The sequence below is a fragment of the Apibacter adventoris genome (assembly GCF_002964965.1).
In the GTDB taxonomy this organism is placed as follows: domain Bacteria; phylum Bacteroidota; class Bacteroidia; order Flavobacteriales; family Weeksellaceae; genus Apibacter; species Apibacter adventoris.
Map to the genome: position 1 here is coordinate 38,091 of NZ_PSZN01000011.1, position 13,334 is coordinate 51,424.

The 13,334-nt window shown below is 27.2% G+C and carries 20 protein-coding genes; 5 read left to right on the plus strand and 15 right to left on the minus strand.

Annotation, left to right across the window (positions count from 1 at the left end):
- Positions 1 to 83 precede the first annotated feature (83 nt).
- Positions 84 to 734 (plus strand): HAD family hydrolase, encoded by a 651-nt coding sequence (locus C4S76_RS05805; RefSeq protein ID WP_105193538.1) that lies wholly within the window; start codon positions 84 to 86, stop codon positions 732 to 734.
- Between the two features lie 8 nt (positions 735 to 742).
- On the plus strand, positions 743 to 1,363 hold the full coding sequence (locus C4S76_RS05810; protein WP_105193539.1) for an HAD family hydrolase: 621 nt from the start codon (positions 743 to 745) through the stop codon (positions 1,361 to 1,363).
- A 229-nt stretch (positions 1,364 to 1,592) separates the two neighbouring features.
- On the opposite strand, the gene C4S76_RS05815 is transcribed toward C4S76_RS05810, so the two are convergent.
- Genes C4S76_RS05815 through folE form a run of 3 tightly spaced genes read right to left on the minus strand, consistent with a single transcriptional unit; the run spans position 1,593 to position 4,154 of the window.
- Positions 1,593 to 1,964, minus strand: coding sequence for a hypothetical protein (locus tag C4S76_RS05815; RefSeq protein WP_105193540.1), 372 nt, complete (start codon positions 1,962 to 1,964; stop codon positions 1,593 to 1,595).
- A gap of 43 nt (positions 1,965 to 2,007) precedes the next feature.
- Positions 2,008 to 3,483: a cysteine--tRNA ligase gene (gene cysS / locus C4S76_RS05820; RefSeq protein WP_105193541.1), complete on the minus strand. Its 1,476-nt coding sequence runs from the start codon at positions 3,481 to 3,483 to the stop codon at positions 2,008 to 2,010.
- A 5-nt stretch (positions 3,484 to 3,488) separates the two neighbouring features.
- On the minus strand, positions 3,489 to 4,154 hold the full coding sequence (gene folE, locus C4S76_RS05825) for a GTP cyclohydrolase I FolE (protein WP_105193542.1): 666 nt from the start codon (positions 4,152 to 4,154) through the stop codon (positions 3,489 to 3,491).
- A gap of 264 nt (positions 4,155 to 4,418) precedes the next feature.
- On the opposite strand from folE, the gene C4S76_RS05830 reads away from it, so the two are divergent.
- The 3 genes from C4S76_RS05830 to miaA all read left to right on the plus strand — a co-directional run bounded on the left by C4S76_RS05830 (position 4,419) and on the right by miaA (position 7,377).
- Positions 4,419 to 5,789: a serine hydrolase domain-containing protein gene (locus tag C4S76_RS05830; RefSeq protein ID WP_105193543.1), complete on the plus strand. Its 1,371-nt coding sequence runs from the start codon at positions 4,419 to 4,421 to the stop codon at positions 5,787 to 5,789.
- A 369-nt stretch (positions 5,790 to 6,158) separates the two neighbouring features.
- On the plus strand, positions 6,159 to 6,470 hold the full coding sequence (locus C4S76_RS05840) for a YkvA family protein (RefSeq protein WP_105193545.1): 312 nt from the start codon (positions 6,159 to 6,161) through the stop codon (positions 6,468 to 6,470).
- Entirely contained in the window at positions 6,463 to 7,377 is a 915-nt protein-coding gene (gene miaA / locus C4S76_RS05845; RefSeq protein ID WP_105193546.1) for a tRNA (adenosine(37)-N6)-dimethylallyltransferase MiaA, read from the plus strand. The genes C4S76_RS05840 and miaA overlap by 8 nt, the downstream gene beginning before the upstream one ends.
- Before the next feature lie 592 nt (positions 7,378 to 7,969).
- Here miaA and C4S76_RS05850 read toward each other — a convergent pair.
- The 12 genes from C4S76_RS05850 to C4S76_RS05900 form a co-directional block, all read right to left on the minus strand.
- On the minus strand, positions 7,970 to 8,206 hold the full coding sequence (locus C4S76_RS05850; RefSeq protein ID WP_105193547.1) for a hypothetical protein: 237 nt from the start codon (positions 8,204 to 8,206) through the stop codon (positions 7,970 to 7,972).
- Between the two features lie 51 nt (positions 8,207 to 8,257).
- Complete coding sequence (locus C4S76_RS05855; RefSeq protein WP_105193548.1) at positions 8,258 to 8,794, minus strand: hypothetical protein; 537 nt, start codon at positions 8,792 to 8,794, stop codon at positions 8,258 to 8,260.
- Positions 8,795 to 8,879: 85 nt separating this feature from the next.
- Positions 8,880 to 9,209: a DUF1493 family protein gene (locus C4S76_RS05860; RefSeq protein ID WP_181044070.1), complete on the minus strand. Its 330-nt coding sequence runs from the start codon at positions 9,207 to 9,209 to the stop codon at positions 8,880 to 8,882.
- Positions 9,210 to 9,225: 16 nt separating this feature from the next.
- Positions 9,226 to 9,372 (minus strand): hypothetical protein, encoded by a 147-nt coding sequence (locus C4S76_RS11770; protein WP_181044071.1) that lies wholly within the window; start codon positions 9,370 to 9,372, stop codon positions 9,226 to 9,228.
- Between the two features lie 45 nt (positions 9,373 to 9,417).
- Positions 9,418 to 9,690 carry a hypothetical protein gene (locus C4S76_RS05865; protein WP_146105698.1) on the minus strand — a complete coding sequence of 91 codons (273 nt, stop codon included), beginning with the start codon at positions 9,688 to 9,690 and terminating at the stop codon, positions 9,418 to 9,420.
- Positions 9,674 to 9,874, minus strand: coding sequence for a hypothetical protein (locus C4S76_RS05870; RefSeq protein WP_105193551.1), 201 nt, complete (start codon positions 9,872 to 9,874; stop codon positions 9,674 to 9,676). The genes C4S76_RS05865 and C4S76_RS05870 overlap by 17 nt, the downstream gene beginning before the upstream one ends.
- Positions 9,875 to 9,954: 80 nt before the next feature.
- On the minus strand, positions 9,955 to 10,524 hold the full coding sequence (locus tag C4S76_RS05875) for a hypothetical protein (RefSeq protein ID WP_146105699.1): 570 nt from the start codon (positions 10,522 to 10,524) through the stop codon (positions 9,955 to 9,957).
- 47 nt (positions 10,525 to 10,571) lie between these two features.
- Entirely contained in the window at positions 10,572 to 11,084 is a 513-nt protein-coding gene (locus C4S76_RS05880) for a hypothetical protein (protein ID WP_105193553.1), read from the minus strand.
- 5 nt (positions 11,085 to 11,089) lie between these two features.
- On the minus strand, positions 11,090 to 11,665 hold the full coding sequence (locus tag C4S76_RS05885; protein ID WP_105193554.1) for a hypothetical protein: 576 nt from the start codon (positions 11,663 to 11,665) through the stop codon (positions 11,090 to 11,092).
- Between the two features lie 41 nt (positions 11,666 to 11,706).
- On the minus strand, positions 11,707 to 11,898 hold the full coding sequence (locus C4S76_RS05890; RefSeq protein WP_105193555.1) for a hypothetical protein: 192 nt from the start codon (positions 11,896 to 11,898) through the stop codon (positions 11,707 to 11,709).
- A gap of 414 nt (positions 11,899 to 12,312) precedes the next feature.
- Positions 12,313 to 12,849, minus strand: coding sequence for a hypothetical protein (locus tag C4S76_RS05895; RefSeq protein ID WP_146105700.1), 537 nt, complete (start codon positions 12,847 to 12,849; stop codon positions 12,313 to 12,315).
- Positions 12,770 to 13,324 carry a hypothetical protein gene (locus C4S76_RS05900; protein ID WP_105193557.1) on the minus strand — a complete coding sequence of 185 codons (555 nt, stop codon included), beginning with the start codon at positions 13,322 to 13,324 and terminating at the stop codon, positions 12,770 to 12,772. Before C4S76_RS05900 ends, C4S76_RS05895 begins: the two co-directional genes overlap by 80 nt.
- Positions 13,325 to 13,334 lie beyond the last annotated feature (10 nt).

Consider the following 13,334-nt stretch of genomic DNA (forward strand, 5'->3'; position numbering starts at 1 on the left):
TTTGTGGTTATTTGTGGACATATATAGAAAGAAGAATTATTTTAATTCTTCTTTCTTAATTTTACTAAATTAAAAAAAAGAGTATGGAAAATATAAAAGCTTTTTTATTGGACATGGATGGTGTGGTTACCAATACGGAATCACAGTATGAAGCCTTTTGGGATCGGTTGAAAGATAAGTATGGATTAAAAATGGATGATTTTAAACATAGAGTAAAAGGTAAAAGATTAAAAGACATTGTATCTGAATTTTTTTCATTCCTTCCTATAGAAAAACAAAAAAATGTAGCCAATGACATAAGAACTTATGAATTGGAAGAAATGGTTTACACACCAATTAATGGAGTATTAGAATTTGTGAAATCCTTAAAAAAATCTAAATATAAAACAGCCTTAGTTACAGGATCTTTAAGAATAAGAGCTCAAAAAGCGATGAAAGACATAGGCCTTACAGATTATTTTGATATTTTGATTACTGCAGATGATGTAACTAAAGGAAAGCCTGATCCAGAATGTTTTAAAATGGGTGCTGAAAAATTAGGAGTATTACCATCTGAATGTATTGTATTTGAAGATGCTTTTAATGGAATAGAATCTGCAAGGTTAGCAGGAGTTGAAAAGATTGTTGGAATTATGACTAATTATTCAAAAGAAGAACTGACTAAAGTGGCAACCATAGCCATTCCCGATTTTGAAGGACTTACCATAGAAGACGTTTTACTTAAAATTAAATAAAAAAATATATGAGCACATTAAAAGCTTACCTTTTTGATATGGATGGGGTAGTTGTAAATACAGAGCCACAATATGATTTATTTTTAAAATCTTTTATAGTGGAATATAATTTACCTTCAGATTTTTTATCAAAAATAAAAGGTGTTCGTTGGCCTGAAATTATTAGTATGTATTTCTCTGATTTATCAGAAAGTGAGAAAAAAAAGTTGTCTGATAGAGTGGCTAATTTTGAAATAAATGAATTAAAATATATTCCCATACCTGGAGTTAGTGAATATATTCATCAACTAAAAAAACAAGGAATAAAAATAGCACTAGTAACCAGTTCTTTAAAATTTAAAGCTGATATTGCTTTACATAAAATGAAATTAGAAAATGTCTTTGATGTAGTAATTACAGGGGATGATATAAAAAATGGTAAACCGGATCCGGAATGTTACTTATTAGCTGCTGAAAAATTATGTATTAAACCAGAGGAAAGTGTTGTTTTTGAAGATTCCTTTGCCGGTATAGAAGCCGGTAAAAGAGCTGGTATGAAGGTTATAGCTTTATCTACAACCAATTCAGAAGAATCTTTACATTTAAGGGTAGATAGAGTAATACCAGATTTTATAAATTTTACCATTTAATTCATCTATATAAGTAAATTATAAACATTTATTAGTGTTTTTTCAAATCTAAAATAAAAAATATCTTATTATACTAGGAGTTAGATTGTTGGTAAGAGAGGTAATTTATATTATATCATATTTATAATAAACAATTAAAAATAATGTAAAAAAACAATATTTATAAAGCTATAATTTTTAATTATAAATTAGAAATTTATGTTATTAATATATAAATTCAAAAATAAAATTAAGGATTAAGCTTTTTAAATTGTTCTTCATATATGGGAAGAGATATTTCATTAGAGTTATCGTAGTAAATATTTATGCTATCACCGGGTTTATTTTTAGTTTTCTCTAGTTTTTTTATAATTGTTGAGTGAATATTACCCTGGCTGTCAGTATATATAATAGTCCATACATTTTTTTTTACATTTCCAATATCAACATTTTTTCTTTCTCCTGTAATTAGAGCTTTAGTTTTTTGAGCATTTGAAATATTTATAATATCCTCAGGAGGCAATACGATCAGATCTCCTTTTTTTTCTTTTTGCGTACAATTGATTAAAAAAGAAAAATTTATAAGGCAAATAAGAAAAAGAATTTTTTTCAATATGTTCATAATTATTAGGATTTGAGTAATATAAATTTTTTTTGCGAAAAGATTATTCTATTTCGTAAGTGGTTTCTCCTTTTCCATCTTTCAAAATAATTCCCGATTCAGCTAATCGATCTCTAATTTCATCAGATAAAGCCCAATCTTTTTCTAAACGAGCTTTGTTTCTTAGATCTATTAGTACTTTCATGGCATGGTCTAATTTGCTATGATCATTTAGAGTGTCTGATAATAATTCTAACCCTAAAATATCATAGAAAAAAGCATGAATAGCTTCTTGTAATTTAGATAAATCTTCCTGATTTAATGTTTCGTTACCTAGTTCTAAATTATTTATCAATTTTACCGCCTCAAATAAATATGAAATTAAAATTGGAGTATTAAAATCATCATTTATTGCACCATAACAAAGGTCTATCCAGTCCTGAATATTAAAAGTAGAAATTTTTGAAGATTTTATCGAAGATAATTTTTCTATAGCAGAAGAAAGACGTATAAATCCTTTTTCAGCAGCTATCATAGCTTCATTCGATAAATCCAAAACACTTCTGTAATGTGCTTGTAAAAAGAAAAAACGAACAATAATTGGATGAAATGGTTTTTCAAAAAAGTTATTATTTCCTTGGATTAATTCTTCCGGTAAAATAGTATTTCCTGTAGATTTACTCATTTTTTGTCCATTGAGTGTTAACATATTGGTATGCATCCAATATTTTACAGGTTCTACACCCAAAGTACCTTTGGCCTGTGCTATTTCACATTCATGATGAGGAAATTTTAGATCCATGCCTCCACCATGAATATCAAACTTTTCACCTAAATATTTTGTACTCATAGCTGTACACTCTAAGTGCCACCCAGGGAAACCATCTCCCCAAGGGGAAGGCCAACGCATGATATGTTCTGCCGAAGCTCGTTTCCAAAGCGCAAAATCTTGAGGATTCTTTTTTTCTCCCTGACCGTCTAAATCACGTGTATTGGCAATCATGTCTTCAATTTTACGTCCACTTAATTCCCCATAATTACCTCCTTCCATATTATATTTATTTACATCAAAATATACAGAACCATTAACCGTGTACGCCAATCCGTTTTTCAGTAATTTTTTTATAAGTTCTATTTGTTCTACAATATGTCCGGTAGCTGTAGGTTCTATATTCGGAGGTAGTAAATTAAAAAGAGAAAGAACATTATGGAAATCTACCGTATATTTCTGTACAACTTCCATAGGTTCTAGTTTTTCTAAAACAGATTGTTTTGAAATTTTATCTTCTTCATTATCTAGCAGATGTCCGGCATCTGTAATATTTCTTACATATCGAATTTTATATTTAAGATGTCTAAAATATCGATTAATTACATCAAAAGATAAAAATGTTCTTACATTGCCTAAATGCACTTTATTATAAACTGTAGGTCCACAAACATACATTCCTACAAATCCTTCATGTAAAGGAATAAAGAGTTCTTTTTTACCATGTAAGGAATTAAAAAGTTTAATTTTATTGTTATGATAAGTGCGCATTTAAACTAAATTTTAAAGTGGGAATCTATCCCTATATAATGAAGAAATTCTTTTCGTGTGGTAGGATTATTTCTAAACATGCCACTAAGTTCAGCTGTCACTGTGCTGCTGTTAGTATCCTGTATTCCTCGGGAATTTATACAAAGGTGCTTGGCATCAATAACACAAGCTACATCTTTAGTGTTGAGAGCTTCACTCATTGCTTTAACAATTTGTCTAGTAAGTCTTTCTTGTACTTGTGGGCGACGAGCATAATAGTTTACAATCCGGTTTATTTTAGAAAGACCAATTACAGTACCGTTTGATATATAGGCAACATGAGCTCTTCCAATAATAGGTAAAAAATGATGTTCACAAGTAGAATATACGGTAATGTCCTTTTCAATTAACATTTGACGATATTTATATGTGTTTTCAAATGTTGAGATTGAAGGTTTATTTTCAGGTAAAAGTCCTCCAAAAATTTCTTTCACATACATTTTAGCAACTCTTTTAGGGGTATCTTTTAAACTGTCGTCATTCATATCCAAACCTAAAATTTTCATTATTTCTGTGAAATGATCTTGTATGAGTTCCTGTTTTTTTTCAATAGACATTTCAAAAGCATCCTTTCGGATGGGAGTATATTCTGCATTAGAAAGATGGTCTATATCTTCGTCTTCGGTAAACATATTATATGCTAAAAGTTATATTTTACAAAAATAAGATTTTTTAGCTTTGGTGAATGTATGTTCAGTTTAAAAATAATAATAGATGAAAATTTTAATTTTATTTATATAAAATTATTAATTTTATTTTTTTTATATATTTTAATTAAAAACATTTTATATATTTGCTTTTATAATAAAAAAAGTATTTAAAATTATGTTCTTTGTTTATAAATTTAATATTATTTATGTTATAAAAACTTTTTAAAAAATCAAAATATACATATTATGATAAAAATTAAGCCATTGATTTTTATATTATCGATCTTTATTTTATGTACAAATCTTTCTTGTAATGACGATGATGATCACTCAGGAAATTATCAGTTAAATGTTTCAAGTACCAAAAAATTAAATGATTTTATTTCTTCTATAGAAGATAATGATAGAGGGATGGGAAGTGTATCAATTTTCAAAGGAGATCAGCAAGTATATAGTAGAAGTTATGGCTATGCAGATATAGATGCAAAATTAAAAGCTAATAATAATACCATATATAGGATTGGTTCTGTAAGTAAAACCTTTACAGCAACTGTTATTATGAGGTTAATAGAAGAAAAAAAATTAACTTTAGATACTAAACTTAGTAAATTTTATCCTCAAATTCCTAATTCAAATCAAATAACAATAGAATATTTGTTAAGACATAAAAGTGGCGTTATAGACTTTACCTCGGATCCGGATTATTTGACATGGTATACCAAACCTCAAACAAAAGATTATTTGATTAATAGATTGACATTAGGTTCAGATTTTCCCCCTGGTACTCAAACCTTGTATTGTAATTCAAATTATTTATTGTTGGCTTATATTGCAGAAGATGTAAGCAATCAGTCCTATTCTGATTTGATTAAGAAATACATTTCAATTCCTTGCAAATTAAGTAGAACAGGAGAAGGAGATGCTATCAATATCCATAATAATGAAGCTAATTCTTATCTAAGAGCAGGAAATCGATGGAAACTGGATAAGGAAACTGATAAGACGGTTTCAATAGGAGCTGGGTCTATTGCTACTACAGCCTATGAATTGAATGTGTTTTATAATAATTTATTTTCATGTAAGATTGTTTCTAAAAACAGCTTGAATCTTATGAAAGAAATTATAAATGGATATGGTTTGGGATTAACTCAGTTTAATGCTGATGGAGAAATAGGAATAGGACACAGAGGGGCAATAGATGGTTTCTATACGGCAGTATTTTATTATCCGCAATATGGAGTTACAATTTCTATATTAACAAATGCATCAAACTACTTTGTAGATGATATGATGAAAGGTATAGTAAGTATATACTTAAATAAACCTTTTGATTTACCGGTATTTAAAAAACCTTTGGATTTGAAAAGTGAAGATTTAGATAAGTATTTAGGTAATTATACCAGTCAAACATTTCCATATCCTATTACCGTAAGTAAACGAAATAATATATTAGTTGTTAATATTGCTGGATTATTGGAATATGAACCCATATGTTATGAACCAAATGTTTTTGTTTATGAATCTTTAGGGGCTGTATTTACTTTCATTCCCCAAGAAAATAAAATGCGATTATTTTATGGACAGCAAGAATATATTTATAACAAAGTAAATAAATAGAATTTTATTTATAAATATGGTAACTTTCAATTTTTATAATTTTTAGTTACTGCGTTATAATTATAAGCGATTAACCAATTACTATTAAATTATTTATAAATTTTATTTTAACTAATTAAAGTAAAATGTTGTAAATTTGTATAGATTAAGTCTAAATAAAAAATTATGAATATTTATGTTCAATATATTTTTATAGCAATAGTATTGGTTTTTGCGGTAGGCTATGTAGTTAAATTATTTAAAAATACTTTTTTTAATAAGAAAAAAGGATGCGGAAGTACAAATTGTAAATGTGGAAAGTAGATAAATTTTTTTATTTTTGGAACAATAATTGAAATTAATAGCTATAAAAGATATTTATTTCGTTCAATGAAAGCAAAGACAATTGTAAATATAGTTTCAAAAAATAAATCTTTTTTAACAAAAATTCCTCAATTATTTAAAATGTTGAGGCAGTCCTTGCAAGGCAAATATAAACCGGGCAGAAAAAATATATTTATATTTTCTTTTTTAATGCTATATTTATTATCTCCTATAGATCTTATTCCTGATTTCATTATCGGAATTGGTTTTTTAGATGATATAACAATTGCATTTTTTGCGCTAAACAAATTATTCCGAGAAGTAGATAAGTTTACAGAATGGCAGAAAAAAAAGGATTCAGTTATTACCATTGAGTAAAAATCATAAAACTTTATTGTGTATAATAGGTCCTACTGCTATAGGTAAGACAAGTTTATCTATTTCCATAGCTCGAAATTTTAATACAGAGATTCTTTCTTGCGATAGCCGTCAGTTTTTTAAAGAATTAAAAATAGGTACAGCTATGCCTACACAGGAAGAACTTGCTTCTGTTCCGCATCATTTTATCGGAAATATCAGTATAAAACAAGAATATTCGGTAGGAGATTTTGAAAAAGAAGCTATTGCTAAAATAGATCATTTGTTCAGCAAGTATGATGTATTGGTAATGGTTGGTGGATCAGGTTTATACGAAAAAGCAGTTACAGAAGGGTTAGATACTTTCCCTGAAGTTACACCTGTTATTAAGTCTGGTTTAATTAAAGAATTACAAGAAAAAGGAATTGAATTTTTACAAAAAAGACTATTAGAGGCAGATGAAGAATACTATCATCAGGTAGATATACATAATCCAGTAAGAATAATTAGAGCCTTGGGCGTATATGAAGTTTCAGGAAAACCGTATAGTTATTTTCGGAAAAATAAAAAGAAAACCAGAAATTTTGAATATTTAAAAGTAGGTTTAACAGCTCCAAGAGAAATTATTTATAGTAGAATTAATTTACGGGTAGATAAGATGATGGAGGAAGGATTATTAGAAGAAGTGAAATCATTATATCCCTATAGAAGCCAAAATGCTTTGCAAACTGTAGGTTATAAAGAACTATTTGATTATCTGGACGGGAAAATTTCGCTCGATTTTGCTGTGGAAGAAATAAAGAAAAATACACGCAGATATGCTAAAAGACAACTTACCTGGTATAGACGCGATGCACATGTTCATTGGTTTGATTATCAAAATACAAATCAGATTGTAGATTTTATATCTAAAGAAATAAAATATTAATGTTAAATTTTTTTTGTTTTTTAATTTTAGGTAAGATCATAATCATATTTGCTTAATTAGTAGATTTCATAAAACGTAATTTATTTTTGTTTAAATTTTTTTCCAATAAATTCAATTTAATTATTAAATAAATTGAATTTAAATATATAATATTTATTTTATAAACTTTATTATTAACAATAAATGAATTTTCTTTTTTATCTAATTTATCTCCATATATCAGGCTTTGTTAAAGCATCATGTGCTAAATGATTTAATCCACTGGTAATTATCCCTTGTCTAACTCCCATCCAAAAATTACCACCGGCAATAGAAGAGGAAATACCTCCGCTTAATCCTCCGGAAGCAATTGATGCTGCTTTATAATAAGTACTTGCCCCAAATTTAGATGTGCATTATTATCCTAGCTATTTTAATTTTTCTAATTCATATCTATTTCCATCATCCGGATCACCAATCCAAATAAATAGTTTTTTCCAAGGAGTTTTATTTTCTAAAATTCCACTTCCTTCAAAGTTTAAATAAGTAATAAGATGTCCTGATCTAATAGATATATAAGTAAATTCTAGGTCTATACATAGTTTTTTATCATTTATTTTCCATATTCCTTTTCCATTAAAATTTTTTTTGAATAGTTTTCTGATTCAGAAAATACTTTTGTAGGCACTTTTTGCGCGTAAAACGTGTTATCACTATTAAAATGAAAAATAGTATTATTAGTAGATTTCCATGTACCTATTACTTCTTTATTATTAGGTACATCATTCTTGCAACTATTTACTATAAACAGAATATTAGATATTAATATTATTTTTTTAATATTTATCATTTTTAAATTTTTACCAATTTAGTTTTTCAGTCCATTTAAATGTTTGAGTAGTTATCGACATAGGTCTATTTTTTTTCCAATAGAGTTTTGGTACCACTTTTTATATCTAATAACAGGTGGTCGGAAACCAGATTGAGCGGTGGAAGAATTATGAACAGTCATTTGTATTGTGGCAGATTTATTAAATATAGCTATTACTTCCCATTTTAATTGATATGACCCTAAATATGTAACAGCTAGATTTCCTGTTATTCCGCCTGTTAATAAAGTTGAGTAATCTTTTAAATATTTTCCAACCCCACCAGTTCCACTTAAGGTATAAGGATTATCACCAGAAAGTGTTTCTAAATTTCCTGTAATAATCTTTCTTTTAATCATTGTTAATGTAGATTTAATATGATCATGTTCTCTTAGTAATTTTGTAAAATAATCTCCATTTGTAAAATCTCTATGTCTTATCCTCTCACCAGTTAACCATTCTAACCCTACTTTCCATGGAGTAACATCTTTATTTGAGGGGTATTTATTATTGAATTGATTCCCTAAGTGGTTCAACCCACTGGTAATAATACCCTGTCTAATTTTCATCCAAAATTGCCACCGGCAATAGTAGAGGAAATACCTCCGCTTAATCCTCCGGAAGCAATCATCACCGCTTTATCATGGTTTTTATTTATTCTTCCGGTTCAAACCATTCTCCTTTCTCGGCTACTTTTATTAAATGTTTTATGGTTAAAGGCTTCTTAGGAAGATATTTTATTTTTCCTGAAATTTTCCCTAAAATTTCTTTTAAATTTAAAGTAGGCTCTGGATAAAAATAATCAAGTATATTAAAATCATTAATTTTTATTTTGAAATATTCAAAATAATCAACAAGTTCAAAATATATTTCATCTTCAGTAGTGTATAATTTATTTAATATAGTATTTTTATCAATTTTAACAAAACCGTTAATTTTTCTTTTAAAAAAATTGATTACTTCAAATTCTTTATTTGTAGACATAATTTTTAAATCTTTATTAGTAAAATAATCTATTATATATTTTATCACTCCAATGGAATACTCCATCACTAATAAAACTGCTTCCTAAGATTAATGAATTTCTTCCTAAAAATACGCCAAGATTACCCGTTCTTCCATATAATGTTGGTAATTGAATACCCATATTCACATTAAAACCCCCATTTATATTTAAATAAATAAGATGATTTTAATGTTGTTTTAGAGCCACCCAACCCAACTGATAAACCTTTTGCTGCCTTTGAAAAAAAAGTTGTACCTGTTCTGCAAAAAAAACTCCTAGTTTAATCTCAACATAAGCTCTAAACATATCCCAAGAAGGATCATATAAAGAACCTCCTCCTTTCATATAAGTTCTATGCCCATAGGTATCAGAAAAAAGCGTTGTAATTTCAATACTTCTAGATATGAATTCTTGTTGTATATTAAAAGTCATATCAATTAGATTATTGTTTTTCATCATATAATATGTCTACTTCATCTCCTCCTTCATTACTTATTTTTTCAATATTTCCGTCTTTATCTTTTTGATATCCATTATCAGGCTTTGTTAAAGCATCATGAGCCAAATGATTCAATCCACGGTACCCCCCTCTGTCTAACTCCCATCCAAAAATTACCACCGGTAATAGAAGAGGAGAGACCATCACCGAAAACTATGGAGGAAATCATAAAGGCTTTGTTATGATTATTAATCTATTAATTAATTTGTATTGCATCATGAAAATTATTTATGATAAAACTTATATAAATTGGATATTATAGCACTATCTTTATTAATTATAGATAAATAAGCATAGTATTTTTTGTTTTTTTTCATTAAACAATATTCATCACATTCATTTTCATTAATAGGAATAAATACAGAATCCTTATAACTTGAATTAGAAGGGAGAATTATGATCTTCTTTGACATTATTTTTTTTATTTTTTGAAGATGATCTATATAATCATATAACTTTACATTTATATTTCTAGGCAATATATTTTTTTTGGAATCTAAAATATCGTAAGATAGTGTGTTATTATTGTTTGTGGAGTCTGTAGTATCACAAAGCATATTATTGTTAGGAATTAAGATACTTATATTTTCATTAGAATAATTATGAATTGTATATTCTATTTTATTAGATGTAATATTATCAATTTTAATTTCAACAGGTTGGTGTTTACAAGACCAAACTATAAATAATAACAAGAAAAAGATTAGTTTTTTCATAAAATTTAGTTTATTGATATAATTTAATTTTTTTTCTGGCGCGTTCATCACCAACAAAGATATTCCATTTGTGCGCATATATTTCCGCTTGTTTTATAGCTCTTGTTAAAATTTTATATTTAATTTTAGAATAAGCATTTTATCTTATTAGACAAACCAATTAAACTGTCTTTAGCTGTGTCATATAATTCTAATTGTAGATAATACGATTTATTTTTTTCTAGTTGATAATAACTGTAGCAGTATTCTTTTAAAAGAGGAAAGCAAAGAGTATCATAATAGATAGTTCCAGATTTTAATGTAATATTTCTATATTCAAGTTTAGAATTATACTTTTCGTTTTCGTCAGTATTTTCATGGAAATTAATATAAACATTCTTTACTACTTTTTGATTGCTTGAATTATATATATGTAGAAAGATTCTTGGTCCTAATGGGTAATTATAACTTTTTTCATCTTTCCAACATATATACTTTGTTTGAGGGAGTATTAATTTAATATTATTTTCTGAATTATTAGAGAATGTATAAATAAAAGAATTGTTTCCGATCTGATTAAGGTTAATATTGATTTTTTTAGGCTTACATGATAGAAACACTATAATGCTTATTATACCTATAATGTATATTTTATTCATAGATTTTACTGATATAATTTAATTTTTTTTCTGGCACGTTCATCACCAACAGAGATATTCCATTTGTACGCATATATTTCCGCTTGTTTTATAGCTTTATTTAATCCGTAGAGATTAATCCAATTTTGAAAATTTCCATTTATAATATGAATAACATGAACTAGTTCATGTCCCACAGTCGTTCCTAATTGATAATAACTAGAAAATGTTGATTTCGATAATTCTAAAGATTCCACTCCTTTTACCCGATAAACTATTTTTCCTTGTTTATCATCTTCAATAACTTTAGGTGTTGTAACTCCTAGTTTTTCAAATCCTGTTATAAGGTCCTTTCTTAGACTTTCTTTTAATGTGAATGATTGATAATTAGACATTTCCCACAAATTCTGTAAAGTTTTCACTTTTATAAGTAGTTCCACAATTGGTTTTTTAGAAAATTCTGGAGTATCCTCAGGATTAATATCAGCTTCAATCATTTCTTGTTTTAAGCTCTTATTAAAATTAGATATTTTAATTTTAGAATAAGCATCATGAGCCAAATGATTCAACCCACTGGTAATTATCCCTTGTCTAACTCCCATCCAAAAATTACCTCCGGTAATATAGGAGAAAATACCTCCGTTTAGCCTTCCAGAAGCAATCTTACTGCTTTATAATAACTACTTTTTCCAAATTTAGTTAAATTTTCGGCTTTATCAGCTTTAAAGCTTTCAATTCCACTGGAAATTAAAGAAGAAACAGCTCCACTGGCAAAGCCTGACATAAAATTACCTCCATCAATAGAGCTTATAATACCTCCACTTGTTCCATGCATTTCTGCCTGTAAAAGAGCTTTGGTTATTCCGTTATTAATTCCTTTTACCGCTTCTCCTATTCCAAAACTAATACCGGAAGATACCGCACTAATGTGGCTATGATTTTTCCTGTTCCGTACCAGAAAGGAACTCGATTAATAAAGTTAAAATATTTTATGAAATTATTATTTCACTTTCTTTCACATACCCATATTCTAGGAAATTTAGTTTTTAAGTAAGTGTTTTAGGATATGAGTTAGATTAAAGTATTTTGAATATAAAGTAATTTACACAAAATAAAAATACACAAATAATTAATATAAATTTATTATAATAAAATAAATCTTTTTTTAGTAAAATTTCCCATAAATAAAAAAAGATATAAACGAATCTAATGTTTGGGATACTTATAATATAATTAAAAAATTAAATTACTATTTTGAAAGTATTTCTATTTTTATTTGAGATTGACCTCCAAAATATATTTCATTTATTTCTTCTATACGTATAACCGTATAACCGTTTTTTAAACCTTCTTCAGTATAAGTGTCAAGTAATAAATAATAATCATCAACATTTGAAATATATCCTAATATTTCGAATCCATAATTATGCTTAACGGTTATACATTTATTAGTCTTTTTACAAAAATTTATAAAATCAACAATTAATCTTTTCTTATTGTTTCTCTTATAGTCTATTCTAGGAATTGATATTTCTTTTTCTTTAGTAATTATTTTTTCAATATTTATTAGATATGTATTATTATATTCAATAAGGTAAATTAAATCTATATTTAACAACGCAAAACCATCAGTTATCATATCTGGTGAAATAACTGAAAGTAAAACAGCTTCTTCATATAATTTTTCAACGTATCCTACTGTAAATTTAGAAGTGTCTTCTGCATTTAAATATACTCCAATTAAAAATTTTTCTTTTAAGGCTTTTTTTAATATATCTTTCATCATTTTTATTTGTTTTTTTATTTGGGTTGGGTTTCCAATTTGGTTTTTGTCTATTTTTAGTATTATTTCTTCCTGCTCTTAGTTTTGTATGCTTATTCCAGTTAGATAGTTTTTTATTAGAAGTATGCTCTGAGGCAAAAAAATCTTGAATTTTTTCTAATAATACTTTTCCTTTTATGAGTTCATAACCTTTTTTTATTAGTGAAGGGGCTTTAATTATCTTATTTGGATTAATTAGTTCTAACCCACCACTACCCCCGATTGGTGATAATGCAAAATAAGATTTACCTTTGTATTCAAAAAAGGTATTACTTGGAACTTCCACCCAGCTTCCATCTCTGTATTGTAAGTTAGATCCATCTATAATTGATCTATATATTTGTCCATCCGTAGCATTTTTAGGACAAGTTAAGCAAACATCAGTAGTGATGTTAATATCTTCTTTCTCATAATTTTCACTATGTGTTAAATGATTCAACACACTAGTA